The following is a 26,025-nucleotide window of genomic DNA, read 5'->3' on the forward strand; positions in this document are numbered from 1 at the left end:
TCGTCCACGGACTAATCAGTGCGGGCCCGGATCCATCCCGTCGCCGCTTTCGCGTTACACTTGGAGGGTTAAGTTTTGATCAACCGTCTTTAAGGAATCGCTGTGTCTGCTCAGGTAGAGACCGAACGCACCGAGAATGCGTACGACTTCCGCGCTATGGAAGCCAAGTGGCGCCCCTACTGGGACGAAACGAAGGTTTTCCAGCCCACCGGTCACGCACCCAAGGGCCGCAAGTATGTTCTGGATATGTTCCCCTACCCCTCCGGTGACCTGCACATGGGTCACGCGGAGGCATTCGCCATTGGTGACATGAACGCCCGCTACTACAAGCAGTGCGGCTACGACGTTCTGCACCCGATTGGCTGGGACTCCTTCGGCCTGCCGGCAGAGAACGCAGCCATTAAGAACGACACTCACCCCAAGGAGTGGACGTACAAGAACATCGACACCCAGGCCGAGTCGTTCAAGCGTTACGCCATTGCCGCTGACTGGAGCCGCCGCCTGCACACTTCGGACCCCGAGTACTATAAGTGGACCCAGTGGTTCTTCGAGCAGTTCTATAAGAAGGGTCTGGCGTACCGCAAGGACTCCATGGTCAACTGGTGCCCCAAGGACCAGACCGTGCTCGCTAATGAGCAGGTCGTCAACGGTGCCTGCGAGCGCTGCGGCACCACCGTGACCAAGAAGGCCCTGAACCAGTGGTACTTCAAGATCACCGACTACGCCCAGCAGCTGCTGGACGACATGGAGCAGCTGGAGGGCAAGTGGCCCGACCGTGTTCTGCTCATGCAGCGCAACTGGATTGGTCGCTCCGAGGGTGCTGAGGTGCGCTTCGAGATTGAGGCGACCGAGGACCAGGCTGCTGAGTCCTTCACCGTGTTCACCACCCGCCCGGACACCCTGTACGGCGCAACCTTCATCGTGGTTGCTGCGGATGCGGCGTTCGCCGAGCAGATCGTGGCACCCGAGCACAAGGCCGCCCTGGAGCAGTACCGCGAAGACATCAAGGCACTGAGCGATATCGATCGCCAGTCCTCCGAGCGCGAGAAGACCGGCGTGTTCACCGGCCGCTACGCGATTAACCCGCTGACCGGCGCGAAGCTGCCCGTGTGGGCCTCCGACTACGTGCTGGCCGACTACGGTACCGGTGCGATTATGGCCGTGCCCGCGCACGACCAGCGCGACCTGGACTTCGCCCTGAAGTTTGACCTGCCCGTCGTGAAGGTTCTGGACGTTGAGGGCGCCGAGGATCCGGCCACCAGCGGTGTTGCTACCGCCGGTGACGGCGTGCTCGTGAACTCCGGCGAGATGACCGGCCTGCCCAAGGCCGAGGCCATCGCCAAGGCCATCGAGCTGGTGGAGGCCGCCGGCACCGGTGAGGGCAAGGTCATTTACCGTCTGCGCGACTGGTTGCTCTCCCGCCAGCGCTTCTGGGGTACCCCCATCCCCGTGATTCACTGCGAGGACTGCGGCGAGGTGCTCGTTCCCGAGGATCAGCTGCCGGTTCTACTGCCCGATAACCTGCGTGGTGAGCAGCTGGCCCCCAAGGGCCAGTCGCCCCTGGCCGCCGCCGATGACTGGGCTATCGTGCCCTGCCCGAAGTGCGGCAAGCAGGCTCGCCGTGACTCGGACACTATGGACACCTTCGTGGACTCCTCCTGGTACTTCCTGCGTTACGTTTCCCCGCATGACGACCAGGCTCCCTTCGACCCGCAGGCCATGCGCGAGTGGGGTGCCGTCGACATGTACGTGGGTGGCGTGGAGCACGCAATTCTGCACCTGCTGTACGCGCGCTTCTTCACCAAGGTTGTTCGCGACCTGGGCCTGATTCAGCACGATGAGCCCTTCAAGGCGCTCATGAACCAGGGCCAGGTGCTCAACGGCGGCAAGGCGATGTCCAAGTCGCTGGGTAACGGCGTGAACCTGGGCGAGCAGCTCGATAAGTTCGGTGTGGATGCAATCCGCACCACCATGATTTTCGCGTCCCCGCCCGAGGATGACGTGGACTGGGCCGACGTTTCTCCCGCCGGCTCGCAGAAGTTCCTGGCTCGCGCATGGCGCGTGGCTCAGGACGTCACCAGCGAACCCGGCGTGGACGCAACCACCGGTGACCTGGAGCTGCAGAAGCTGATTGCACGCACCGTGCACGAGGTGCAGGGCCTGATTGAGGGCGGCAAGTTCAACGTGGTTGTTGCGAAGACCATGGAGCTCGTCAACGCTACCCGCAAGGCTATTGATTCCGGCGCCGGTGCGGCTGACCCGGCCGTCCGCAAGGCCGCCGAGACCATCGCCATCCTGCTCTCGCTGTACGCACCGTACACTGCCGAGGACATGTGGCACGTGCTCGGTCACGACACCCCGGTTCTGACCGCTGGCTTCCCCGAGGTTGACCCGGCCCTGCTGGTGGACGACACCGTTACCGCCATCGTCCAGATCAAGGGCAAGGTGAAGGCTCGCCTGGAGGTTGCGAAGGATATTTCCGAGCAGGAGCTTCAGGAGCTGGCTCTGGCCGATGCCGCCGTTCAGCGTGCGCTGGGTGACGCCGAGATCCGCAAGGTGATTGTGCGCGCACCGAAGCTCGTGAACATCGTAATCTAGGCTCTTAGCCGATCTGCAAGCCCCGCTGTGGCTTCGGTTCGTTCTGCGGAACGTTCCGAAAGGCACGGCGGGGCTTTGCTGTACTGCGGTAGTGATGAGTGCCATAATGTTCAGGAAACGCTAGGAGAGGCTTCGTCGCTGAATCATTCGCTGACGAACCGGAAGAAGGGCCGGAATATGGGGCACGAGAACAACGCAAAGGATCGCATTGCCGTGGTCACCGATAGCGCCGCGGCACTGCATCCGGAGCTGGTGGAGCGGCTGAGCGCTCGCGGGAACTTTGTCGTGGTGCCCATGCCCGTTACGATTCGCACCCCCGGTGCGGAGGACCGTAGCTTGCAGGGCCTCGGCGCCGCCGAGGTGGACGAAGCCATTATGCTGGCGCACGTCATGGGGCAGACCGTGAGTACATCCGGCCCGGCTCCTGGCGCGTTTGCTGACGTGTACGACGAGCTGGCATCGCGCGGCTTTACGCACGTGGTGTCGGTTCACCTCTCCGGCGAGCTCTCGGGCACGGTGGAGTCCGCGCGTACCGGCGCGCGCCTGAGCCGCCTGGGTGCCGAGGGCGTGAGCGTGGTGGATAGCCGCACGGTGGCCGGCGCCTACGGGTATGCGGTGCTTCGCGCCCTTGAGCTGTTGGAGGAGGATCCGAACCCCGAGCGGGTCGTGGAGTGCATGCGGCGGGTGTGTGAGCGCGCGACCTTGTACTTTTACATCCCCACCCTGGATGCGCTGCGCCGCGGGGGTCGTGTTTCCCCGGCGCTGGCGATGGTGGGGCAGATGTTTCAGATTAAGCCCATCGGCACGATTTCCCAGGGGAAGCTCACCTACGTGGAACGGCCCCGCACGGCCGCGCGCGCCCTGGATCGGTTCGTGGAACTGACGGTGCAGGCCTGCCGCGAGCACCGTCATGCCGCCGCTCTCGACGCTTCAACGGATGCGGTCCCGGGCAGCGATACGCCCGGCGAGGTGGTCGCGGTGCATCACGTGGGTAATGCGGCGCAGGCGGTGCAGCTGTATGAGCGGGTGCAACGTCTGCTGGGGGAGGGCTCGCTGAGTCATTCCGTGGGTGCGTCCACCGGTTCTGCCTCGGGTGAGGGTTCTGTGGCGCTAAACATACCCGAGTTTTTGGTGAGTTCTCTGCCCCCGGTGCTTTCGGCCCATTCGGGGTTGGGAGCGGTTGCGATGGTCGTGTATTAGCGGTTGAAAGGGTGGTTTGTACCCTCTCATCGTGCCTTGATACGGCGGGGTTTTTCTGCGAATGGGCATCGTGTGTATTTATTGTTATTTAGACCATATCGCAACATTTTCTCGGGGTGAACACCACGTAAACCAACAGAAAACAAAGGGTTTTTCGCCTATTTTATGGGGTAACTCACAAAAAATTCTCGAATGAGCATACCAAAACACACACAAACTAGGGTAGGATTATTACCAACAACGGCGGAACGCGCCGGGCACCACAGAGCTCGGAATAATTCGGTAAGCATAATGCCCACAAGGCATCGAATTGGGCGGGTCGCCACCCAACGCACTGACAAGGAGATACTCCAGTGACTGTACGCGTAGCAATCAACGGCTTCGGCCGCATCGGCCGCACCTTCTTCCGCGCAGCTCAGACCGAGGGCGTCGGCTTCGAGATCGTCGCAATCAACGACCTCACCGATGTTGAGACCCTGGCACACCTGCTCAAGTACGACTCCATCATGGGTCGCTTCGGCGCAGAGGTCGAGGTCAAGGAAGGCGCACTGGTTGTTGACGGCAAGGAAATCAAGATCCTCGCCGAGCGCGACCCCCAGAACCTCCCCTGGAAGGACCTGGGCGTTGACGTAGTCCTCGAGTCCACCGGTTTCTTCACCGACGGCACCAAGGCAAAGGCACACCTCGAGGCCGGCGCTAAGAAGGTTATCCTCTCCGCTCCCGGTAAGAACATCGACGGCACCTTCGTCATGGGCGTGAACGACGACCAGTACGATGCAGCTAACCACCACATCGTCTCCAACGCTTCCTGCACCACCAACTGCCTCGCTCCGATGGCTAAGGTCCTGAACGACGCATTCGGCATCAAGCAGGGTCTGATGACCACCATCCACGCATACACCGCTGACCAGCGTCTGCAGGATGCACCCCACCGCGACCTGCGCCGTGCGCGCGCCGCAGCCGTGAACATGGTCCCCACCTCCACCGGTGCAGCAGCAGCTGTTGGCCTGGTTCTGCCCGAGCTGAAGGGTAAGCTGGACGGCTTCGCAGTCCGCGTTCCCACCATCACCGGCTCCATCACCGACCTGACCTTCACCGCTGAGCGCGAGGTCACCGTTGAGGAAGTCAACGCAGCGGTCAAGGCAGCAGCTGAGGGCCCCATGAAGGGCATCATCAAGTACAACACCGATCCGATCGTCTCCAAGGACATCGAGGGCGAGTCCATCTCCACCGTCTTCGACGCACCGCTGACCAAGGTGATCGGTGACCAGGTGAAGGTTATCGCTTGGTACGACAACGAGTACGGCTACGTTTCCCGCCTCGTGAAGTTCACCAACAAGGTTGTGGCATCCCTCTAAGCCTTCTGGGCTTCGACGCATAGCTAAGCGTCATAGAGCGTGACTAACGCATATAGTGAACCCCGGCACCACCGCTTTACGCGGGGGAGTCGGGGTTTGCTGTACCAAGACTCTTTTGCAGGGGTCTTGAATAAAACCCTTAATGATGTATAAACATACTATTTTCTATCGCTCATTTTGAGTCAGAAATACCGTAAGGGAGTAGGGGATAGAAAGGGTGAAAATCCGCGGTATTCTGCGGAGAAACACCTTATAAAAGCTTATTTTTTAGGCTGTCAAAACCCCTATTCTTCGGTATGATTGAAACGGTATATAAACCCACCTAACCAGGAGGAAATCCCATGGCTAAGGCACTGTCCGAACTGCTCGAAGAAGGCGTCGCAGGCCGCCACGTCCTCGTTCGCTCCGACCTGAACGTACCCCTGAAGGACGGCGTCGTCACCGACGACGGCCGCGTCCGCGCATCCCTGCCCGTGATTGAGAAGCTTGCCAAGGCTGGCGCACGCGTCATCGTGACCGCACACCTGGGTCGCCCCAAGGGCAAGGTCGACCCCCAGTACTCCATCGCACCGGCGGCTGCACGCCTGGCTGAGCTGGCATCCGTGCCCGTGAAGGTTGCAACCGACCTGGTAGGCGAGGATGCCAAGGCTAAGGCAGCAGCCCTGGCTGACGGCGAGGTCCTGGTTCTCGAGAACGTCCGCTACGACGCCCGCGAGACCTCCAAGGACGACGCAGAGCGCGGCGAATTCGCCGACGAGCTGGTCGCACTGACCGGCGAGAACGGTGCCTACGTGAACGACGCCTTCGGTGCGGTTCACCGCAAGCACGCTTCCGTCTACGACGTTGCTAAGCGTCTGCCCGCTTACCTGGGTGACCTGGTGAAGAAGGAAGTCGACGTTCTGGCTAAGACCCTGAATGACCCCGAGCGTCCTTTCGTGGTGGTCATGGGCGGCGCTAAGGTGTCCGATAAGCTCGCCGTGATTGACAACCTGATTGGTAAGGCTGACACCATCCTGATTGGTGGCGGCATGGGTTACACCTTCGCCTACGCAAAGGGCTACGAGGTGGGCAAGTCCCTGCTCGAGAAGGACCAGGTTGAGAACGTTCTGCGCTACCTGAAGGAAGCCCCCGAGAAGGGCACCGAGATCATTACCGCTGTGGACGTGGTCTGGGCTGACGACTTCTCCGCAGATGCTAACACCGAGATTCGCCCCATTGAGGACCTGACCGGCGGCAAGCTCGGCGCAGAGGCTGAGGGCCTGGACATTGGCCCCAAGACCCGCGAGATTTTCGCTGAGAAGATTAAGGGCGCAAAGACCATCTTCTGGAACGGCCCCGTTGGCGTGTTCGAGATCGCTCCGTTCGCTGAGGGTACCCGCGCGGTGGCACAGGCTATCGTCGAGTCTGACGCGTTCTCCATCATCGGCGGCGGCGACTCCGCTTCGGCAGTCCGTAACCTGGGCTTCAAGGACGAGCAGTTCGGCCACATCTCCACCGGTGGCGGCGCTTCCCTCGAGTACATCGAGGGTAAGACCCTGCCCGGCCTGGAGGCACTGGGTGCCTAATCTGGGTGCCTAGCCTGACTGCGTGATTTGAGCGCAGAGTTTTAGCGTGAGACCTCTGTCGGGGCGGTATTTCGGTACCGTTCCGGCGGGGGTTTCTGCGTGCCCACTCATGCCCGGTCCATCTTATGTGGGCAGGATGCGGGGCTGTTTCCTGGCTATTTGCTGTGGATTCCCTGGGTGTGCGGCTTGTGTCGGAGGCGCGTGGAACTGGCTCTAATATACTGGGAATGTGGGGTTTTCCACCGTTTACGGAGCGACGTCTGCTGCACCCGGCGGGGACCGCAACTTCAGAAAATACATCGCGGTATTTTACGAAAGCCGTGGAGGAACACGAATGACCACGAACAATAACGGCGATTCAACCAGCCCGGCTCCCGGCCAGCGCTCCAAGAAGAAAAAGCGCTTTTCCCGACGAACCCTGGGATATGCCGGTGTGGGTGTTCTGACGGCAGCGGTTGTTAGCCGGTGCACGGGTTTGATTAAGACGCCGGAGGAGCTGGAAGAGGAACGCCAAAAGAAGCAGGAAGCTGAGGAGAGAGAACAGCAGGCCAAGAAAGATCGGGCTTTGGCGGCTCTTGAACCGGATCAAGAATTCGTGGGGGTAATCGATAAGTCTTATCTGTATAAGGATGTTCCTCTTACGTATACCGCCTACGAAAGCCGCGGTGAGTTTGTGCCCGCGACTGAGGAGCATCCTGCACAGAATGTACCGTACCCTGTACCTCAACCGGAGATGTACGAATATAGTCTGCAGGGTTTTCTGACCTTCATGGGGTATTTTTGCGCGGCCCTCAACTACTTCTATTACACGGGAGATACCGAGCCGCTGTCGAAGGTTGTTGAGCCGGAGGCTGTCCTTCCTGAGATAATGCTTCGTCTCTACCGGGAGAAACGTGGATGGATTATATCGAAAGATGATGTGTGCAAGGCGTGGATTTATTTCCCAGAGAGTGATTCGGATCATATATCGATGTTGGAGCGGAATGGACGACACATCATGTCGTGCTTGTTGGGGGTATCTGAGGAATCCTATAGAGGGTATTTCTATATTCCGAGCATCGGCGAAAAATTATCTCTCTACAAATATCGGAGTCCTCTGGGGCGAGAATCATCGTACGACGATGGAGAGTGGATGGAAGCTGAGCATCTGAACGGCAGGTGGACCCTGTTGAAGAAGGACGAGGACTGGACACCGATGTACCCCGCAGATGGTTCCCATACCGGTGAATCCTAAGATTCGGTTCTAAACATCCAAAGATGAGTGTAAGGAAGAAGACAATGATAGACAGTAAAAAATTGCCTAAGGAATTTATATACATGGATGATTTCTCTGGCGAGTATTCGTTAGCAACCACTCGTTTAACTGGCGAGTATATTCCAGCTGATCAGAATCATCCAGCATATTCTGCACCTATCCCAGATTACGCTTACTTATATGATTCAGTAACTGGCTTTGTGCGGGAGCTTTTCAATTACATCTATTATTACTCCTGCCAGAATTACGTGCTTTTAGCGTCTGATATACGGGGTTTAAAAGACCCGTGGAGTGAGGACGAGATCTTTTTCCCAGCTATCCTAGATCTCTTCGAAGAGGGTAAAGGTTGGGTAGTTACACCTGATACTAGGATTCTCAGCCTGCACGTTCTCGAGGGTCGACCGCGCATCACGAATTCGGAACAAGAGGTGACTGAGTGGAAGGTGCGATTTGATATTCACCCCGAGGCAAAAGTGTATCGAAAAGATACCGGAGAGATGCATCCCATCGCTGAATTTGATACGCGAAATCTGCTTCGTGACGGATCAATACACGGCACGATGAAAACGGTGAGTACAAAAGGAGAAAATCCAATAATCAGTTTTATCCCAGAAGGTACCAACAATGCGTCAGAGGAGAAGGCATCATGAGTATCAACAGCGGTCCTAACCCGTATCCTACCTCGTATTCCGACCCATATTCCCGGTCCAATTATCAGCCTGAACCTTGGAAAGGTCGTCCCGTTAACCGCCGTGTCTTTTTAGGCAGAGTGGGCGTAGGCGTTCTGGGTGCTGGGTTGCTTGTTTCTGCCGGGTATCGTGCTGGTGTGCTGGGAACGTACGAGGAGCAATGGGAAGCACGTCGACGGCTTCAACACCAAAGATATATCGACATGGAGCCGAAGCAGCAATACGACTATCAGGAGGAGCTCGGAAAAACTAGTGAATCGCTCATCTACACGGCGTATGAGCGTAATGGGCGGTATGTTCCTGCAACGGAAAAGCGCGCGGCGCAGAATGTTCCCTACCCGGTATTACACCCGGGTATGAATAAGTACACTAGGTCTGGGTTATACGTTTTTATCGCTTACTATTATGCGTCTCTGAATTACTTTTACGCCACTGGGGACACTGAGCCTCTTTCTAAAATTGTGAAGCCAGAAGACGTTATTGAACCTGAAATTCTCCGACTTTATCAAGAAAAACGCGGATGGCTTGTTGCTGATGGTGACGTATATGAAAATCTCTCAATAAGTAGAGGCAGTTTCTATCCGAATGTGGAATTCGAGTCCACCAAGCGAAATATTTTTGAATTCAGTATTACGGATGCTTACAAGTCTAAGATGCCGTATTTCTTTGTTCCTGAGACAGGTGAAAGGTTTAATCTTGAAAATTATAAGCCGGTGGAAGAAACTTCTCCCGGTTTGTATGTAGAAAATTTAAAAGGGCGATGGGTTTTTATTAATAATGGAAAGGATTTGATGCCTCTATATCCTCCCGGTTTTCATAAAATAAGATACTAAATCGATGGGTGGGAGTCGCCGAACAATCCATCTAAGGGTAGCCCAAGTGCATGGAGCTGGATAGAGACCCCAGCTGGAGCGGTACTTCGGTACCGCTCCAGCGGGATTTCTCATCGCTGAGTGCACGCCTGACTATATCCTGTGGATTCTGTGGTTTGGAGGGTCGTCTTGAGGCCGGTGTGGATGGCTTCCAATAGACTGGAAACGTAGAGGCTCCCATAGCTGGCGGCGTCAGCGTTGCTAAGCGCGGGGCGGGTAAACCCTTAAAAATTACATCGTGGATATGCGAAGGAGTATATCCAGCCCAGCTGCCCAGGAATACAGCAGCTGGTCTTAGGTAGAAGCCAGGAGGGAAAGAATGGCTAGGCATGACAAAGAATTCTTTGACGGTGAAGACTACTCGGGACAATGTCCCTATATCGCTAACTGTGTCACCGGGTTATATACCCCGGCTAATCGCGATCACCCCGCTTATTCGCCACCCGCTCCAAATCGTGGGTTTCTCTTCGTCACTAACCGTTATACCTCTGCGGAACTATTGCAACAGTATAGATACTACTATTCCTGTCAGAATTATTTACTTCTTTCATCGGAAACACGTTTCTTGAAAGAAGAGGCGGTAATTCAGGATATGTTCTTTCCGGCTATCCAGGACCTTTTTGAAGAGAGTAAAGGGTGGGTTATTACCCCAAACCAGCAGATTCTGAATATGTATTTTCTTGAACCTCAGCCGCGCATGATTAATCAGGAAGAAAGAATCACGGAGTGGAACGTTCGGTTCGACATTATTCCGGAAGCCAAAGTGTATCGAAAAGATACCGGACAGCTTTATCCCATCAGTGATTTTGATACGCGTGGGCTTATCCGAGACGGAGCAATTTACGGTACATTCCGTTCCCGCCCAGCGAGTAGCAAGCACGAGCAGGACGAACATCGATTTATCCCGGAAAACACTAAGAACTAGGGAGACGACCATGAGTAACCACGATGAGCAGACAACCGAGAATTCTGCAGGCAGAGCACCTCTTATGTCCCGCCGCACAGTAGCCACGCTTAGCGTGGGCGCTGCCGGGGTGATTGTTGGACAGAGCGTTGGTCTGTTTGATTCGGACGAAACGAGGACCGAGAAACGAAAGAAGAAAATTCAGGAAGAACGAGATCAACCATTCATTCGTCTTGAACCCGCAGAAAAATACGATGCCCTTCTTTCTCTAGGGCCCTCGTACGGTCCGCTTATTTATACTGCCTACGAGCGTAAGGGACGATTTATCCCCGCAACTGAAGAACAGCCAGCTCAAAACGTTCCATACCCCGTTATGCAACCCGGAATTGATGCTTACAACAGGGGTGGTCTGTACATATTTATAGCTTACTTTTGTTCTGCGGTGAACTATTTTTATCATACGGGGGACACTGAACCGCTTTCTAAGGTTGTGAATCCGAATGACAAGCTAACCCCCGAGTTGCTCCGGCTCTATCAAGAAAAGCGCGGGTGGGTTATATCTTCGAAAGAGGATATCCTCGGTGCGAGTGTCAGGCAAAGATTACTTACATATGATTCTGAAAAAGATACAAAGCGCAATATCTTTGTAGTCGACTTAGATTTTCGTGGAGCAAAAGATAAGGTGTTTTATATTCGGGATACTGGAGAGAAAATCCCCATCAATATACCTTTTTCGGATGTCTCATATTTCCACGTAGAACACCTGCGCGGCCGTTGGGTCTTTGTTAAGTATGAAATAGGTAAATATACCCCTATGTATCCGCCAGGGTTTGAGCCCATTGAAGCCCCTGATTTGGCTGAATGAAAGGTGCGGGGTGCCTGATGTGGGTGCATCTCACCTGACTCCGTAGCTTTAGTGCGTAGCATTAGTACATGGTTTTAGAACAGGAACCCCCGTCGGGGCGGTATTTCGGTACCGTTCCGACGGAGGTTTCTGCATGCCCGCTCATGCCCGGATAATCCTGCGCGGGCAGGGGGGGGGCGGGGCTGTTTCCTGGCTATATGCTGTGGATTCCCTAGATGTGCGGCCTGTATCCGAGAGGGACAGAGCAGCTTTACTAGACTGGAAATGTACAGGTTCCCTGCGCTCACCCGGTACCCATACAGTTGCCGCGGGGGAGCGAAGCAGGGAGCGCACGCACCTCCACAGGCAAACAAATACAGGCAAGCAAATACAGGCGGGCGAAGACGCCCAGGTGCTGAACCCAACCGCCTCGAGCAGCCCAGAACCACCTCGGCAGCTCGTGAAAACGGCAACTAGTGAACATCGAATCCAAGGAGGGAAAGAATGACAGTAGACGCTCAAGCGCTCTTTGACGAAAAAGACTACACCGGAACATACCCGTACGTTGCCGATGGCGTGATTGGGCCCTACACGCCCGCAAACCGGGACCACCCCGCCTACTCGGCGCCGGCGCCGGGGGTAAGGTACAGGCCGAGGCACTATGCGGCGAGGAACCTGCGCCCCTACCTGGGCTACTACTACGCCTGCCAGAATTACATGATTCTCGCCTCGGAACCTGCGGTTCTGAGAATGGACAATATCAGCGAGGAAATGTTCTTCCCCACCATTCAGGACCTCTACGAAGAGGGTAAAGGCTGGGCCATCACACCCAACCCTCAGATTCTGACCATGAACCTGCTGGAAGGGCAACCGCGCCTCATCGACGAGACGCTAAAAATTGTGGAATGGAACGTACGGTTCGATATCCTGCCCGAAGTTCAGGTGTACCGCAAGGACACTAATCAGGTGTATCCCATCACCGATTTTGATACGCGCGGCCTGATTCGTGACGGCGCGATACACGGGACTCTACGCACACAATTCACGAATGAGTGGAGGCCCGTCCAATTCATCCTAGAAAATAGTTTGAGCTAGGGGAGGGGAGAGCAACATGACGAATAACTTTGGTGGACCCGGATACGGCGGACCCGGATACAACGAGCAACGTGCGTACATGAGGTCTATGCTTTCTCGCGCCAAGTTTATACGGGCTGGCGTATTCGCCGGTGCCGCCCTCGTCGCGGTGGCTTTTGGCTGGGGTGTCAACCTGCTCAATACGATGAGCTCGGATTCCCAAGCCGATAAGAAGCGGGACCAGGAATTTGTGCGCCTGGAACCCACGGAGAAGTACGATGAGCTCCGCAGCTTGGGGCCTTCCTCCGGGCCGCTCGTCTACACGGCGTTTGAGCGTAAGGGCCGCTTCATTCCTGCCACCGAGGCGCAGGCGGCGCAAAACGTGCCGTACCCGATTCAGCAGCCCGGAATGGATAACTACGACCGCGCCGGCTTGTACGCATTCTTGGCGTACTTCTTTGCGTCGATGAACTACTTCTACCACACGGGCGACACGGAGCCTCTTTCTAAGGTCACGGACCCCGAAAAGGTGCTACACCCCGATATTCTTCGCCTGTACAGGGAGAAGCGCGGGTGGGTTATTTCGGCTGACAAGAATGTGCTGAGCGCCAACGTTGTTGACGATCTTGTTGCGGGTGAAAAGGCTAAAAATACGAGCCGAAATATTTTGGTGAGCACCCTGTACACGACTAAGGCTACGGACCTGGCGTTTTACGTGACTGAGACGGGTGAGAAGCAGGATATCCACAAATATTTGAGGTACCTGGGGCGTTTCTCGCTGGCTGTGGAGCATCTGCGCGGGCAGTGGGTGATTGTGGTGGACCGCGACGGCTACAGCAACCGTAACACCTACGAACCAATCTACCCGAAGGGCTTTGGCAATCTATAGCCTGAGACAAGAACGAGGGCACGCATCCGCAGGGAAGCTGCTATAAGGCTTCCCTGCGCTCGCTTAAACGGCTCCAGAACCCGTAAAACGGCGAGGGCTAAAAGAAACCGATGAGTGCGGGGTGAGAATAGTCAACGTGAAGCATAAAACCGCGCCGAACCAGTGAAAATATGCCGCCAACCCTCTAAAATGGGAAAGGAAAATTCCGAACAACAACCCCGCACGGCATACCGCGCGGGACAGCTAAGGAGCGAACTATGTCGCGTAAGCCCCTCATCGCAGGCAACTGGAAGATGAACCTCAACCACGCAGAGGCAGTCACCCTCGTCCAGAAGCTCGCATGGACCCTCGACGACGCAAACTTTGACTTCTCCGCAACCGAAGTTGCCGTCTTCCCGCCCTTCACCGACATCCGCTCCGTGCAGACCCTCGTCGAGGGCGACAAGCTGGACATCCTCTACGGTGGCCAGGACCTCTCCGTCCACGACTCCGGCGCATACACCGGCGAAATCTCCGGCGCATTCCTCTCCAAGCTCGGCGCAACCTTCGTGCTCGTCGGCCACTCCGAGCGCCGCACCTACCACCACGAAAGCGACGAGCTGTGCGCAGCAAAGGTCCAGGCAGCCTACAAGCACGGCCTGACCCCCGTCCTCTGCGTCGGTGAGCCCCTCGAGGTCCGCGAGGCAGGCACCCACGTCGAGTACACCCTCGAGCAGCTGCGCGGCTCCATCGCTGGTCTGACCGCAGAGCAGGCAGAGACCCTGGTCGTCGCCTACGAGCCCGTCTGGGCCATCGGCACCGGCAAGGTCGCAACCGCAGACGACGCGCAGGAGATGTCCGCAGCTATCCGCGCAGAGATCGTTAAGCTCTACTCCGCAGACGTTGCCGAGAAGGTCCGCGTTCTCTACGGCGGCTCCGTCAAGTCCTCCTCCGCACCCTCCATCATGGGCAAGGAAGACGTGGACGGCGTGCTCGTCGGCGGTGCATCCCTGCAGGCTGAAGAGTTCGCAGCAATCGCACGCTTCGACGCATAAAGCTTCGACGCATCACGGCGTTTCATAGTGTTACGGCGCTCGGCCGGGTACCCACCTGACCGGGCGCCGCGCCTTTTAACTTAACCGCGCTTCTTCACGGGTGCACCTCCGTAAGTCCGTGAGCTTCGGCAGCAAAGTGGTGGGGGAGTTGGGCTAAGGGGAGTCCCGCTAACCGGCGATGCGCGGCCGGTGGACGATACGCCGGGGCCCGTTCGCCCCTCGCCGCAAAACCCGCCCGGAACGTGCCCGCCGCACGGTTCACCCCGTACACTTAACGGCATGTTCAGCTTCGGATTCTCCCTTATCATCGCAGGCCTCATCGGCACGATGCTCTTCCTCTACATCCGCAACCGCAGGGTCAGCGCCCCGCGCCTACCCGGCAATGACGGCGGCAACCTCGGCTACGCGGGCAGCGAAGAGTACAGGGAGCCCTCACCCGAATACCAGTACTTCGAGAGCCGCCGCGACGAGTTCCTCGACCGGCTCTACAGCCGCACTTCCTCGCCCGAAATCCCCGTCACCCTCACCCTGCGCGACTGGGTAGACCAGGGCTTCTACGCCGGAGGAGGCGCCTACTGGGCGGCCGCGCAGCAGTTCACCTACTACCTCATCGACGGCGGGTACGTGCGCGCCTACGACACTGAGGGCGATGAGCTCACCTCCCAGCGTGTGCTCACCGACCGGCCCGCTGCCCTGCAGCTGACCCCCAGCGAGTACCAGCGCCGCAGCAACCGCGCCGCGTAAAAAGCCGCCTCAACGTGACCGAATGGCGGCTGTAGCGTATAGTTAAACTCGTCTGTCTGCGCCCCGCAGCCCAGGCACCCCACCAGAAGACAACGAAGGAAGGTCCCCATGGACGTCATCATGAACGTACTCATGGTCATCATCGCCATCACCAGCGTGATCGCAGTGATGCTTGTGCTGCTCAACCGCGGTCAGGGCGGCGGCCTCTCCGACATGTTCGGCGGCGGTATGACCAACTCCCTGAACTCCTCCGGTATGGCGTCCAAGAACCTGATCCGCCTGACCGTCACCGTGATCGTTATCTGGGTTATCGCAGTGGTCCTGTACGGCCTGGCAATGCGCTTCAACGGCCAGATCGTCGTCTAGTCAGAGCCTCTCGTCAGAGCCCACGCCCACCCCACCGAGGGTGAGCCGAATAGAGCTTCTCCCCGGCACTTCTCAACCGAGAATGCCGGGGATTTTTTATGCACCAAACGGCAATGACGAAAGCGGTAGCGGGACGCGAATCTTTACGGCATGATAGGACGTATACACCACATACGAAAGGCAAAGAAGCCATGAGCGCCTACACCCTCGACTACACGTACACCGCCCCGTCAGCCCTCATCGACGGCGCCGACTCCCGCGCGCTCAGCCTCGCCACCAGCGGCGGCAGCACCCCCGAAGGTGCCGCCTCCCACCCGTACTTCTTCTCCGGGTTCCTCGAACGAGCAGACGTCTACGCCACTGCACTATTGGTCGTCGCCAGGGTCGCCCGCACCCGCTTCTACGTGCCGCCCAGCTCCCTCGCCGGAGCCCTACGCGCCGCAGACCCCGTCGTCACCAGCACTGCCGAAGGCCTGCGCTTCGAATCCTTCAGCGCCTGCTGCGGAGTGTACGCGCGCCTCGACGTTGACTCCAGCGCGCTCGACGCCAGCCACAGCGCCGTAGGCGTCACCAATGTAGACGTCAACCCGCCTCTGCGTGCCGCGCTCGCCTCCCTCATGGCAGGGGAACCCATCCACCTGAACGTCGGCGACGACGGGCTGCTTACCACCACCCTTGACGGCTCCGTCATGGAAGAAAAAGTGCCGCTGCCCATCCGCTGGCTCAAGGGTTTTGCAGAAACACAGATGCTCTCATCCCGCATGAGCCCGGTGCACAGCCTGGACGCTGCCGCCGCCCGAACCTTTATCCACTCCCTGCCGCGTAACTCCAGCACTAAGGCGGTCCTGTGGGCGACCCGCGCCGTGCGTTCGCTGCGTCTCGCCACCCGCGCCACCGCCGGATCTGTATGCGTGGCGGGCCCCGAGCGTCTGCGCGTGCTTGAGCCGCTCATCCGCCACATTCAGCGCCTGGACGCGTACAGTGAGCCCGTGAGCGCCGGTAACGCGCCCGTTCCCAGCGTGTGGGTGGCGCACCTGCCAGGCGCACGCCTGAGCATCGGTCTGAGCCCCGAAAAGTCACGCGGATTCTCCGGTGAGGGATCCGTGCTGCAGGCGCTGTCTAACCCGAACACCGCCCAGAACGCTGACATGCTCAGCGTGCTGCTTTCCTTCGAGCCGCGCATTGACGTGCCCGTCATGTCTGCCCGTGCCGGCCTGGACGAGGCGGCAACCCGCGACGCGCTCGCCCTGCTGGCTTCCTCCGGTCAAGTTGGTTTTGACGCGCATGCCGGCGAGTATTTCCACCGCCCGCTGCCGGTGCATCCGGATGCGCTGACCGCCATGCACCCGCGCCTGGTCGGCGCGAAAAAGCTTGCCGACTCCGGCGCTATTGAGCGGGTCGGGGCGGGGGAGCACGGCACCGGCGAGTACAGTGTGCGCAGCGGTGAGAACACGTACACCGTGGTGCTGTCCGCCGACCCGTACGCCGTGGAGGGGTACCTCTGCTCCTGCCCCTGGTGGTTGAAGTACCGCGGTACGCGTGGCCCCTGCAAGCACGCGCTGGCGGTCAGTATTCTCTACCGCGAACACGCCGCCGGCTAGACACACCACGCACCGCACTAAAAGACGACGCCCCAAAAGCTCGCCTCAGCTTCCTTCCGAAAGACCACCATGAGCAAACGCCCCGAAACGCACACCTTCCCCGAAGGGGTCATCACCGAGCCGCTCCCCGGTGAAGTCATTTACCCGCTCCGCAGGCAACAGAAAACCTGGAGCGACATCATGCACTTCAACCGCAACCTCGCCAACATCCTGGCGGTCGGCGGTACCTTCGAACAGATTTACCGCCGCTGGCAGTACTTCGACATTGTCACCACCCCGTTCGGCTCCGAGGTCGGCAAAAATAAGCCCGGAACCGTCACCCAGGACCGCGTCAAAGCTTATATTGAGACAGGTTGGTTCTCGGGCGCTGCCTCCATGCGGCTTGCCGAACTCTACGACGGCACGGTCCTTGAGCACGACGAGGACTACTACACCGCCCTCATCAACTGTGAGTCCGACCTGATTCTTCCGTTGCTGCGCGAGGACGAACAGCTCCGTGAAGAACTCATCTGGGGTATGCTCGCCGTCGAAGGTAACCGGGACGTATCCCTCACCCAGCGCGATTCCTACAAGCCCGGGCAGAAGGACAACAACCCCGGCTGGTCCTGCGCCCTCATCGAAGCCACCGAAACCGGGCTGATTAGCCGTGACCGCCTCATTGACGCGCTCCTGAGCTCCCTCATGAGCGACTTCCCGGCGTACCGGGTCGGCTGGTTCTCACGCCTGGTCACCGGACTCAAACTCACCGCCGAAGAAATTGCGGCACGTCAGAGCGAATTTCTGACGCTGTTCTCCTCGCCCATCGGCCCGAGCGTAACCCTTGGTGTGCAGCATATTCACCGCCTCTGGAGCAAAAACCCGCAGGCGCTGGATGCTACCGCCTTCGCCTACGCGGCACCCGCCGTATGCGCCGGAACCAAAGCAAACGCGCTCAAAATCCTGACCATGCTCCAGGCGCTGTACCGGGAGGGCACCCTCGATGCTGCCGCCTGCGAAGACGCTGTAGTCATGGCGCTCAGCCACACCCACGCGCAGGTTCAAGCCGCCGCCCTCAAACACCTCGAAGAATGGGTGCAGGCGGGCGCCGCAGACGATGCGAGCGCCGACGCTGTTGTGTTTGCCGAGCGTGCCCGCGAACTCTACCGCGACTACCGTTCCCAGCTCGATCCGCTGGTTGTGGCGCAGATTCAGGAAGAGGGCTCGCCGCTGCTTGAAGATGGGTACAGCCCGGAGAATAGCCGGGGGAGCGGCGAGGACAGCACCGCCCTCACTGAAGCTGCTGACATTGAGGCCGCCGCCGCGGAGGCGCTCGCCGCCTCCCGCGCCGTAATCCACCGGTACTGGGACACCCCCGTGCGCCCCGTTACCGCATCTGACGTGCAAGAACGCGCCCGCGCGCTCCTGCACCACCAGGTTGCGCCCTGCGCCACCCCCGACACTCTCAGCGAAGCAGACCAACCCGAAACGCACGCCGGGTGCGAGCTGGAGCTGGAACTGCTCACCGCCTACCTGCTCAGCGCCGACGGCACCGCGCAGAGTCCGAACCTGCTCGAACAGCTGGTTCCTATCTGCCTGAAAAAGCTGAACCACTGGGGTTTGGAATGGTTCGACATGCGCGCGCACTTGACGGTTCTTGCCGCCGTCGGGAAGCTGCGTGAGCGCCCGAAGGCATCGGAGATGACCCCGAAGGAAGACCCCGGTACGGTACCGAACCTGCACACCATGTACTCCCGCCACGCCGCGTTCTTCAGCACCGGATTCAAGGACGCCCTCGGCGTGCTGCAGAGCAGGCAGAGCTACACCCCGCTCGCCACCCCTGAACTGTTCGGCGGGTGGGTGCATCCGGATACCCTGGTGCGTCGGTACGCCAAGAACCTGGCTGATGGAGCCACTATCCTGCGCCATGATTTCACGGCGGCGCTACTGCGTGTGCGCGTGCCGGAGGTGCTGCCTCCGTACGTTACCAACGAGCAGCGGCAGGACGCACAGAGCCGCCGTGCCGAGGCGCTGACCCTGCTTGGAAGCCTCGAAGACCAATATGTGAAGAACGCTCAGGAGGACGCTCCGCGCTCTGCCCCTACACAGATCCGCGTGCTCCGCTCCGCCCTCGACGGCACCCTCGCCACCGGGCGCATCAACCCCTACCTGGAATCCATCACGGTATCCCAGAGGGAGAAAAGCTGGGGCCTTCAGCTGAACGGAGTGGCGCACGGCGCATCCACCCCCGAGCTGAATGCTTTCCGGGGCCTCGCCACCGCCCACCACGACGAAGAAGGACAGTACGCCCTGCTCTACCCCTCACAGGCAGAACCGCTGGCGTACTACTGCGCTAGCAGCAACTGGTACATCTTGGATCACAGCGCCTTCGACCGGAGCCTGTATTTGGCGTTGGCGGCGCACCCCGGCGTGTGGGGTCCCGCATGCGCCTTCGTGTTTGCCGCGGGATTCTCGGAGCAGCGCGTCGAGATTCGTTCCCTCGCCGTGGAAATCATGCACCGCGTGCTGGATGACCAGCTCAGCCTCGAGGATGCCACCGCAGGGTTCGTGAACTTTGTGCCGCTGGCGATGCTGAACCGTTGGGCGCTCGCCCTCACCGACTTCGCCCAGCTGGATGCGCGGGCGGCGGTGCGCTTCTTCGCGCGCCTCATACCGCACCTGGATACCGGTGCGAACTCACTCGGTAAGCTGCTGGGCGCTTTCAGCCAGGCGTTGGCGACCCTCGACCCTGCCACCCGTGCGCAGCTCGTGGATGAGCCGCTGCGTGCCTGGTTGGGTACGCTGACCGGTTCTTCGCAGAAGGCGCGGTACGCCCGGAATATCCTCAAGCAGGTGCAGGGCTAACCGCCCCGCCCGCACCCGTTCAACGCTTCCGTTCAACTCTTCACAACCATTCACCATCAACTCCGAAAGCAGGTACCAATGACTGATACCGCCCAGCCGCATAACCCCAGCGAGCGCACCCTCGAAGAGCGCCGCACCGCCCTCAAGGCCCTCATGGCGGCAGAATCAACTGACGTGCAGGAATACCACGCCGTCATCACCGGCACCACCGAGGAGGAACGCGCCTCCCTCGCCCGAACCCTCACCCCCAGGAGCGTCATCGGTAGCGACCATATTAACCGCACCCCGCTCGCCGCGTACGTTGCCGGGGCGCTCGTGCGCACCCCCGACGGCGACCCGTGGGAATATCACCGTTCCGCCGGTCGCGCCATGCGCACCCTGCTCTGGGAGGGGCGCCCGGATCAGCAGCTGATTGATGCGTTCCTGCTCGGCGCCACCGAACGACCCGACGAGTGGATTCTGCGTTTCATTGAGGGGTTGCCCAACTCCTGGGCGCGCTCGAAGAAAATTTGGGAAACCTGCTATACGCTGCTTCGCGCCCGCAACCTGAGCTGCGAGGCCCCCGAATACCTGGTTCTTTTCCTGCACGAGGCCCTGCCCTGCGTGAAGAAGGGAAGCGCCAGCAACCACGCCCAGCTCAAGACCTTCTTCACCCGCGACATGACCCTGCTCGACCAGGAATTCTGGGCGGTCTTCCGCACCGAGGGGGTACTCTTCAAGGGCTACGGCAACCACATGGGCGAAAGCGCGGAACTCTGCCGCCTCATGGGCGAATACTTCGATATTCGTGACGAGATTCTGGACGCCCTGCTACGCGGCCTGACCAGCGATTTCAGTGCCTTCAACTCGGCTGCGTTCCACTCCGTCTACACGGACCTGCAACCCACCGACGCAGAAAATCGGGCACGATTCGGGCAGCTCATGGCTGTTCTCACTGCGGAGCCCAGCGCCTCCGTCGGGTTCGCGCAGACCATGCTGCAGAACGTCCTCAAAGCCTGCGCACCCGCCGCTCTGCAGAAGACCCCCGACCTGCAGCCCCTCGAACAGATCGACCTGGAACAGCTCATCGACGCACTCGGCGCGAACCTCTACCGCACCGAAAAGAAGATTCAGCGCGGCGCCCTGCGCCTGCTCAAGCTCATCGCCACCCAGTACGCCGGCGTGAGCAAGGCCAAGCGCAAGAAGGCGCAAACCGCCGAGCAGCTGGCGCTCGCCAACTACATTGCTGAGCGCGTCCTCGAAGCCTACGAGGTGCTACCCCTGGAACTGCGCGGCGCCGCGGAAGCCTGCCTGCCCGAAGACCGCCTACCCCAGCAGGAAGAGGCGGAGGCGGCGGGCGCCTCCGTAGAGGTGCCGCCGGTGCTGTTGCCCGGCGTTGAGCATCGAGAACCTGTTGCATCCATCGCAAATTTGGAAGAGTTCTGCACTCTGCTGACGGAAGAGTCGAACACCACCTCGGGTCGAATTACCGAGGACGAATCTCCCAGCACCCGGGGAGAGAACCTGTCGCGTCTTTACCACTTTGCCGCGACCGACAAGCTGGCACCAGTGGAACAGCAGCAGCTTCGCACCCTGCGCAAGATTGCCAGCGAATATTACTACAACAACGTCGCGTACATGCCTGCGCTGTGCGCCGTGCTGGTAGCTAACGCCGAGGCCGCAGGATACGAGTCATGGGAGCTACCCGAGCTCACGCCGCTCCTGCAGTATTCCGACCGTAGTGAGATGGTTGCACGAGCCTGCCCGAGTAACGCGCTCCTGAGCAAGGAAGAGATGATACGTCTGACTATTCAGAATAAACACCATCTCTGGAATGCTGACTACAAGCCGTTGAAGGGATACCGCGACCTCCACGAGATTTTCCGGGAACAGATGCGTGCCGTCGCCACCGGGGGAGAGTACCACACGGAAGGACGCACGGTGCGTCTGCTGAGCGCCCCACTACCCGCCCGTCAGCTTACCTATAGCGACTGGACGTACCGTATGGTCTCCAGCCTGGACATCCCCTGGAGTGGCTACAACCGCGGTCTCGATTTTGATCGAATTGAGGAATACCGGCAAGCCAGCCAGGAAGGTCGTCTTCGCGAGGCAGGCTTCGAAAACTTCGACGCCGAGGAGTTCGTAGAGTACCAGCCCATGTGGCAGGTCAAGAACGACATCGTGGATACAGCGAATGAGGCGCGCGAGGCACTGAGCCGTGCAACCGCCGGTATGAGCCCCGAGGAGTCCATCGCCTACGAGGCTCTTAACACGGCGTTTATTCCCTTCGTATATCTGCTGAATCTCGGCAGGGTTGACAGCTGGCTGGGTGACTTCCTCCCGGCGCTCACCGAGTGGTCGTCCTGGCTGCTTCAGAACAACCCGGACCTGCTCTCTGCATACTTCCTGTTTGCCGCTTCGCAGTGCGTTGAGGAGAAGACCATAACCCCCGTCCCCGTGCTGATGCGCGCGCTGAGGGAATCCACCGTGCAGGTGGGCGCCCCGACCTGCACTCTGCTCGGTTATGTGGCGAGCGCGAAGAACCCCGAGTACCGTCTGGCGGCGGCGGAGGCCATTGCGGCACTCTTTGAGGCGGGCCTGCTGGATACAGGAACCTTCGCGGAGACCCTGAAGTGGGCTCTGGAGGACGGGATGGTCCTTCCGAACCGTCTGGTGGCGACCCTGCGTGAGGTGTCGGGTATCGGTGTTCTGGCGGGTTGGCGTGTGCTGCAGGTTCTGCGTCTGCTACTGCCGATGATTGGTGGGCTGACGAAGGGCGGTGACTATGTGCGCCTTGCCGTGGAGCTTGCCGAACTGTACGGCACGCCGGTTGAGGTCCCCGCCGTCCTGGAGCCGAAGATGAAGGGCTCCACGGTGCTGGCGAAGAGCCTACGTGCCCTGGCTGCCGTGCCTGCCCGCGAGACGGAGGAGGCACTTGCCGCCCGCGAAGCCGCGCTCGCGCTACTGGGTGGGAACACCTCGGGTGGAGGCACCTCACCGGCTGGCGCTGAAGGGCAGCTCACGGCAGGGGAGTCATAGGGGAGCACCCCGTACTGCGCCCCTATGCGCGCAACCCCGTGCACCCAACCCCGTGCACCCAACCCCACTCACCGCCCCGTGACGAAACGGCTTGACCGTCGTTGCGGGGTGGGAGTACTCTATAGGTAATGGCGGATCATGAAGAGTCCTACTTTCTGAAATATCTTTTCTTATATTTGTCGGATTCTTCGCTTCCCGCCATTTTTCTTTTAAGCGCCGTTCCTACCGCGATGACGGGGCGCAGATGACTAGCGAGCCCCGCACGGAATGACGTAACGGCCGGCTGCTCCCCGCGAATACACACCCCCGCAGGTCACCGATGACCAACCCCAGCGACAACCCGCGCCCACGCCGCTACGATAAGAACATAGACACACCACCGACGGTGACAGCCGGGTGAGACCAACGGAAAGGACGACCCGTGACTACCCCCTACGACGCATCCCCCTACCTGCAGGAATCACCCTACCTCAACGAGTCCGCCTACCTTCAGGGTGAAGCCCCCGAAGGCCTCAGCCCCCTCGTGCGCCTCATCCTGATGCGCCGCTACGGCGTGTACGTCTTCACCGACCTGTACGACCCCTCCTATCGCTCGAACTACTCGAGCATTAATGAGCGGCACCAGGCCGGCGTATTCGACACCGACCTGGGGCGAGTATCCGTCCTGAGCAATTGCGGTCTGACCCTCAGCGAGGAATCCCTCGCCCAGGCGCTGAAGGTCAGCGCCAACGAATTTGCCCTGTTCTTGACCATCTGGTCCTACGAGTACGGGTACCGTCCCGGCCGCGTGTTCCGCCGCGACTTTGATCTGCGCGCCCTGACGCTCACCGACGAGCAGCGCTACACCGAGCAGATCATGCACTACCTCTCCAACCCGTACTACAACCCGGACGGTACCGAACGCATCGTGGGTGGCCTGCCCGAGAACTATGTGCCCTACGAGTGGCAGCAGCCGATGAGCCGCTCCAACTTCACCAGTATGGAACGCAACCGCCGACCCCTGCAGATGGTCAGCGGCGTTCAGAACGCCCTGATCATGGCGGACGCCCTCTACCGGCAGCTACTCGGCCAGCAGCAGGCGTACAACCAGACCGACCAGCGCGACCTTGTGGCGCTGCGCCGTTTCATCGCCCAGCATGACGCCCTGCCGGGTGACCGACCTGAGAACACCAGCCGCGAAAACCGCGTGTTCATTGCCGCCTGCCTGCACCCCGAAGACGCTGAGCACCTGCGTACCATGAAGGAGGCGCTCGCCCTCGCCGCCGCATACTCGCGCCTGCGTTTCAACGGCACGGTGGGGGACCTGAGCCTGAGCATCGCGCCGCGCCTGAAGCTGCGCCGTAGCGAACGCACCCGCATCGCACACCTGCTCAACCGCATCATTGAGGCTGACCCGGTCGGTGCCCGCTACGACAGCGCGCCCGGCGCCGAAATGTACAAGCGCCTCGTCAAGGCGATTCACCCCGGCGACTACCCGTCGCTGACCGCGCTGAGCCGCTGGGCTGACGACCTGTACCGCGGTGAGGTGTACAGCTTCGAGTCGCTGGTGGACCGCGCCTACGCAACCCGGGATGCGCAGAGCGTGGCACGTCTGCTGTCCACGCGCCCGGGCGTGTTCGCGCGCCAGCTGGTGCGCGCCCTGACTGCGTTTGAGGTGCCGCGCTACGGCATCGACACCGCACCGAGCCCCGGCCAGCAGGTCATCTTTGATTCGTTTGCCGCCGTGGCGCCGCGCGTTTCCGCGCCCATCCTGGTGCAAATTCGCAACCTGGTGACCCTGCAGCGTAACGCGCTCGCGAATCCGCCGAAGGAACGCCCCACCAACCCCGTGGCGGTGCAGGAGGATCGGGAGATGGCTGACTATGCGCGCCGCAACCCGGAGGGCGTCGCCAGGGTTCAGAACAGCATACAGAACGCGGGCATTCCGAATCCGCTGGGTTCGTTCTTTGGGGATAATTCCGGCCCGGAGAACCCGCTACCTTCCATTCCGGTCGGTTCCGACCCCTCTACGAGCCAGCGTGAGGAGCGCCGCGCGGCTTCCGCTCAGAAGGCTGAGCCTGCCGCGCCGCGGCGCATGAACCTGTCCAAGACCGGTATCGCCACCATGATTCCGGCGCGCGAGTACAGCCCGGCGGTGCTGGACCTGCTGGAACGCCTGGTCGAGATTGGCCTGTCCGGCCGCCTTGCCGAGACCAGCATCTACCTGCCCGAGCAGGTGGGCGATATGGTCATGCCGTTGAACCCCCGCAGTACCCGCCCCTCCCTGGACGGCATGGGCCGCTACAACACCTCCACGGTGCACCTGCCGCCCACCGGCGTGATTCGCCTCTTCTGCTTCTGGGATGAGGGCGTGGACATTGACCTGTCGCTGATGATATTCGACGCCGAAGGCAACTACATGGACAAGATCAGCTACTGGTCGCAGACCGTGAAGAACAGCCAGGGCGCCATTTACGCGCACCACTCCGGCGACATTACGGACGGTACCGGCGGCGCCTGGGAGTACATCGACATTGAGGCTCGCAAGGCGCTCAAGGCGGAGGTGTGCTACCTCGTGCCGGTGGTGCAGCTGTACTCCGGTTTCGGGGAGGCGCACACCCTGGCCGCGGTGAACGATCTGCAGGCGGGCTTCATGCTGGTGCCCGCCGTGGGCGTGGGTGAGGTGCACGAGGTGAGCCAGGTGCACACCAAGTTCACCTTGCGCGCTGAGAGCCGCGGCGTGCTGCCGTTTATCGTGAACCTGCAGAACCGCGACCCGTACGACATTCCTGATGAGACTGACGCTATCGTGAAGGTGACGGATATCGGTCTTGCCCACGGTATTAACGTGTTGCAGTCTGGCGCGAACATCACCGCCGTGCGTGAGCACTTTGACTGGGCGCAGCCCATGACGGTGCGCGAGTACCTGCAGCTGACCGGCGCGAAGCTTGCGGCGAGCCCCGAGGAGGCGCAGGAGGTGCTGGAGGCGACGGTTCCGTCGCTGGCGGCACTGTACGTGGGCTTCGAGAGGGAGGAATCTTCGGAGGAGCAAGAGCCGCAGAATCATGCCGCCGCTGAAAAGTAAGCGGGCGTAGCAAGAGTGGAGTCCCGGATAGTCGAAACTATCCGGGGCTCCACTCTTTTGTCATGTCATAACATTTTGGAATCTTCGTCGGATGATGAAGATGTACTGG

The 26,025-nt window shown here is 59.9% G+C and carries 18 protein-coding genes; all 18 read left to right on the forward strand.

Features of this window, described 5'->3' with window-relative positions:
• Positions 1–102 precede the first annotated feature (102 nt).
• The 18 genes from leuS to HMPREF2944_RS06820 all read left to right on the forward strand — a co-directional run bounded on the left by leuS (position 103) and on the right by HMPREF2944_RS06820 (position 25,916).
• Complete coding sequence (leuS, locus tag HMPREF2944_RS06735) at positions 103–2,598, forward strand: leucine--tRNA ligase (protein WP_070681760.1); 2,496 nt, start codon at positions 103–105, stop codon at positions 2,596–2,598.
• Positions 2,599–2,775: 177 nt separating this feature from the next.
• Positions 2,776–3,798, forward strand: coding sequence for a DegV family protein (locus tag HMPREF2944_RS06740; RefSeq protein ID WP_070681763.1), 1,023 nt, complete (start codon positions 2,776–2,778; stop codon positions 3,796–3,798).
• 353 nt (positions 3,799–4,151) lie between these two features.
• Complete coding sequence (gene gap / locus HMPREF2944_RS06745; RefSeq protein WP_070681766.1) at positions 4,152–5,156, forward strand: type I glyceraldehyde-3-phosphate dehydrogenase; 1,005 nt, start codon at positions 4,152–4,154, stop codon at positions 5,154–5,156.
• Positions 5,157–5,497: 341 nt separating this feature from the next.
• On the forward strand, positions 5,498–6,721 hold the full coding sequence (gene pgk, locus HMPREF2944_RS06750) for a phosphoglycerate kinase (RefSeq protein ID WP_070681770.1): 1,224 nt from the start codon (positions 5,498–5,500) through the stop codon (positions 6,719–6,721).
• 334 nt (positions 6,722–7,055) lie between these two features.
• Complete coding sequence (locus HMPREF2944_RS06755; protein WP_070681773.1) at positions 7,056–7,955, forward strand: DUF6318 family protein; 900 nt, start codon at positions 7,056–7,058, stop codon at positions 7,953–7,955.
• An 83-nt stretch (positions 7,956–8,038) separates the two neighbouring features.
• Positions 8,039–8,626: a DUF6318 family protein gene (locus HMPREF2944_RS06760; protein WP_246826282.1), complete on the forward strand. Its 588-nt coding sequence runs from the start codon at positions 8,039–8,041 to the stop codon at positions 8,624–8,626.
• Positions 8,623–9,498, forward strand: a complete 876-nt coding sequence (locus tag HMPREF2944_RS06765) for a DUF6318 family protein (RefSeq protein WP_141755746.1) — start codon at positions 8,623–8,625, stop codon at positions 9,496–9,498. The genes HMPREF2944_RS06760 and HMPREF2944_RS06765 overlap by 4 nt, the downstream gene beginning before the upstream one ends.
• A 358-nt stretch (positions 9,499–9,856) precedes the next feature.
• The gene (locus HMPREF2944_RS06770) at positions 9,857–10,462 is read left to right on the forward strand and encodes a DUF6318 family protein (protein ID WP_070681782.1); all 606 of its coding nucleotides are present in this window, start codon (positions 9,857–9,859) and stop codon (positions 10,460–10,462) included.
• 10 nt (positions 10,463–10,472) lie between these two features.
• Complete coding sequence (locus tag HMPREF2944_RS06775; protein WP_141755747.1) at positions 10,473–11,306, forward strand: DUF6318 family protein; 834 nt, start codon at positions 10,473–10,475, stop codon at positions 11,304–11,306.
• A gap of 483 nt (positions 11,307–11,789) precedes the next feature.
• The gene (locus HMPREF2944_RS06780; protein ID WP_070681788.1) at positions 11,790–12,380 is read left to right on the forward strand and encodes a DUF6318 family protein; all 591 of its coding nucleotides are present in this window, start codon (positions 11,790–11,792) and stop codon (positions 12,378–12,380) included.
• Positions 12,381–12,468: 88 nt separating this feature from the next.
• Positions 12,469–13,248, forward strand: a complete 780-nt coding sequence (locus tag HMPREF2944_RS06785; RefSeq protein WP_246826283.1) for a DUF6318 family protein — start codon at positions 12,469–12,471, stop codon at positions 13,246–13,248.
• A 257-nt stretch (positions 13,249–13,505) separates the two neighbouring features.
• Positions 13,506–14,282, forward strand: a complete 777-nt coding sequence (gene tpiA, locus HMPREF2944_RS06790) for a triose-phosphate isomerase (RefSeq protein WP_070649467.1) — start codon at positions 13,506–13,508, stop codon at positions 14,280–14,282.
• Positions 14,283–14,561: 279 nt separating this feature from the next.
• Positions 14,562–15,026, forward strand: coding sequence for a hypothetical protein (locus HMPREF2944_RS06795; RefSeq protein WP_070681794.1), 465 nt, complete (start codon positions 14,562–14,564; stop codon positions 15,024–15,026).
• A gap of 108 nt (positions 15,027–15,134) precedes the next feature.
• Entirely contained in the window at positions 15,135–15,392 is a 258-nt protein-coding gene (secG, locus tag HMPREF2944_RS06800; protein ID WP_005506130.1) for a preprotein translocase subunit SecG, read from the forward strand.
• A gap of 191 nt (positions 15,393–15,583) precedes the next feature.
• Positions 15,584–16,993 carry an SWIM zinc finger family protein gene (locus tag HMPREF2944_RS06805; protein WP_070681797.1) on the forward strand — a complete coding sequence of 470 codons (1,410 nt, stop codon included), beginning with the start codon at positions 15,584–15,586 and terminating at the stop codon, positions 16,991–16,993.
• 69 nt (positions 16,994–17,062) lie between these two features.
• Positions 17,063–19,834: a DUF6493 family protein gene (locus HMPREF2944_RS06810; protein WP_070681800.1), complete on the forward strand. Its 2,772-nt coding sequence runs from the start codon at positions 17,063–17,065 to the stop codon at positions 19,832–19,834.
• A gap of 78 nt (positions 19,835–19,912) precedes the next feature.
• Positions 19,913–22,852, forward strand: coding sequence for an endonuclease (locus HMPREF2944_RS06815; RefSeq protein ID WP_070681803.1), 2,940 nt, complete (start codon positions 19,913–19,915; stop codon positions 22,850–22,852).
• Between the two features lie 421 nt (positions 22,853–23,273).
• Positions 23,274–25,916, forward strand: a complete 2,643-nt coding sequence (locus tag HMPREF2944_RS06820; protein WP_070681806.1) for a hypothetical protein — start codon at positions 23,274–23,276, stop codon at positions 25,914–25,916.
• Positions 25,917–26,025: the final 109 nt, after the last annotated feature.

The organism is Rothia sp. HMSC072E10, assembly GCF_001813965.1.
GTDB lineage: Bacteria > Actinomycetota > Actinomycetes > Actinomycetales > Micrococcaceae > Rothia > Rothia mucilaginosa_A.

What these genes read in the sequence shown, in the direction of transcription:
- HMPREF2944_RS06740 (WP_070681763.1), top strand. Translation starts at nt 2,776, where the DNA reads ATGGGGCACGAGAACAACGCAAAGGATCGCATTGCCGTGGTCACCGAT.
- pgk (WP_070681770.1), top strand. Translation starts at nt 5,498, where the DNA reads ATGGCTAAGGCACTGTCCGAACTGCTCGAAGAAGGCGTCGCAGGCCGC.
- HMPREF2944_RS06755 (WP_070681773.1), top strand. Translation starts at nt 7,056, where the DNA reads ATGACCACGAACAATAACGGCGATTCAACCAGCCCGGCTCCCGGCCAG.
- HMPREF2944_RS06760 (WP_246826282.1), top strand. Translation starts at nt 8,039, where the DNA reads ATGGATGATTTCTCTGGCGAGTATTCGTTAGCAACCACTCGTTTAACT.
- HMPREF2944_RS06765 (WP_141755746.1), top strand. Translation starts at nt 8,623, where the DNA reads ATGAGTATCAACAGCGGTCCTAACCCGTATCCTACCTCGTATTCCGAC.
- HMPREF2944_RS06770 (WP_070681782.1), top strand. Translation starts at nt 9,857, where the DNA reads ATGGCTAGGCATGACAAAGAATTCTTTGACGGTGAAGACTACTCGGGA.
- HMPREF2944_RS06775 (WP_141755747.1), top strand. Translation starts at nt 10,473, where the DNA reads ATGAGTAACCACGATGAGCAGACAACCGAGAATTCTGCAGGCAGAGCA.
- HMPREF2944_RS06780 (WP_070681788.1), top strand. Translation starts at nt 11,790, where the DNA reads ATGACAGTAGACGCTCAAGCGCTCTTTGACGAAAAAGACTACACCGGA.
- HMPREF2944_RS06785 (WP_246826283.1), top strand. Translation starts at nt 12,469, where the DNA reads ATGCTTTCTCGCGCCAAGTTTATACGGGCTGGCGTATTCGCCGGTGCC.
- tpiA (WP_070649467.1), top strand. Translation starts at nt 13,506, where the DNA reads ATGTCGCGTAAGCCCCTCATCGCAGGCAACTGGAAGATGAACCTCAAC.
- HMPREF2944_RS06795 (WP_070681794.1), top strand. Translation starts at nt 14,562, where the DNA reads ATGTTCAGCTTCGGATTCTCCCTTATCATCGCAGGCCTCATCGGCACG.
- secG (WP_005506130.1), top strand. Translation starts at nt 15,135, where the DNA reads ATGGACGTCATCATGAACGTACTCATGGTCATCATCGCCATCACCAGC.
- HMPREF2944_RS06805 (WP_070681797.1), top strand. Translation starts at nt 15,584, where the DNA reads ATGAGCGCCTACACCCTCGACTACACGTACACCGCCCCGTCAGCCCTC.
- HMPREF2944_RS06810 (WP_070681800.1), top strand. Translation starts at nt 17,063, where the DNA reads ATGAGCAAACGCCCCGAAACGCACACCTTCCCCGAAGGGGTCATCACC.
- HMPREF2944_RS06815 (WP_070681803.1), top strand. Translation starts at nt 19,913, where the DNA reads ATGACTGATACCGCCCAGCCGCATAACCCCAGCGAGCGCACCCTCGAA.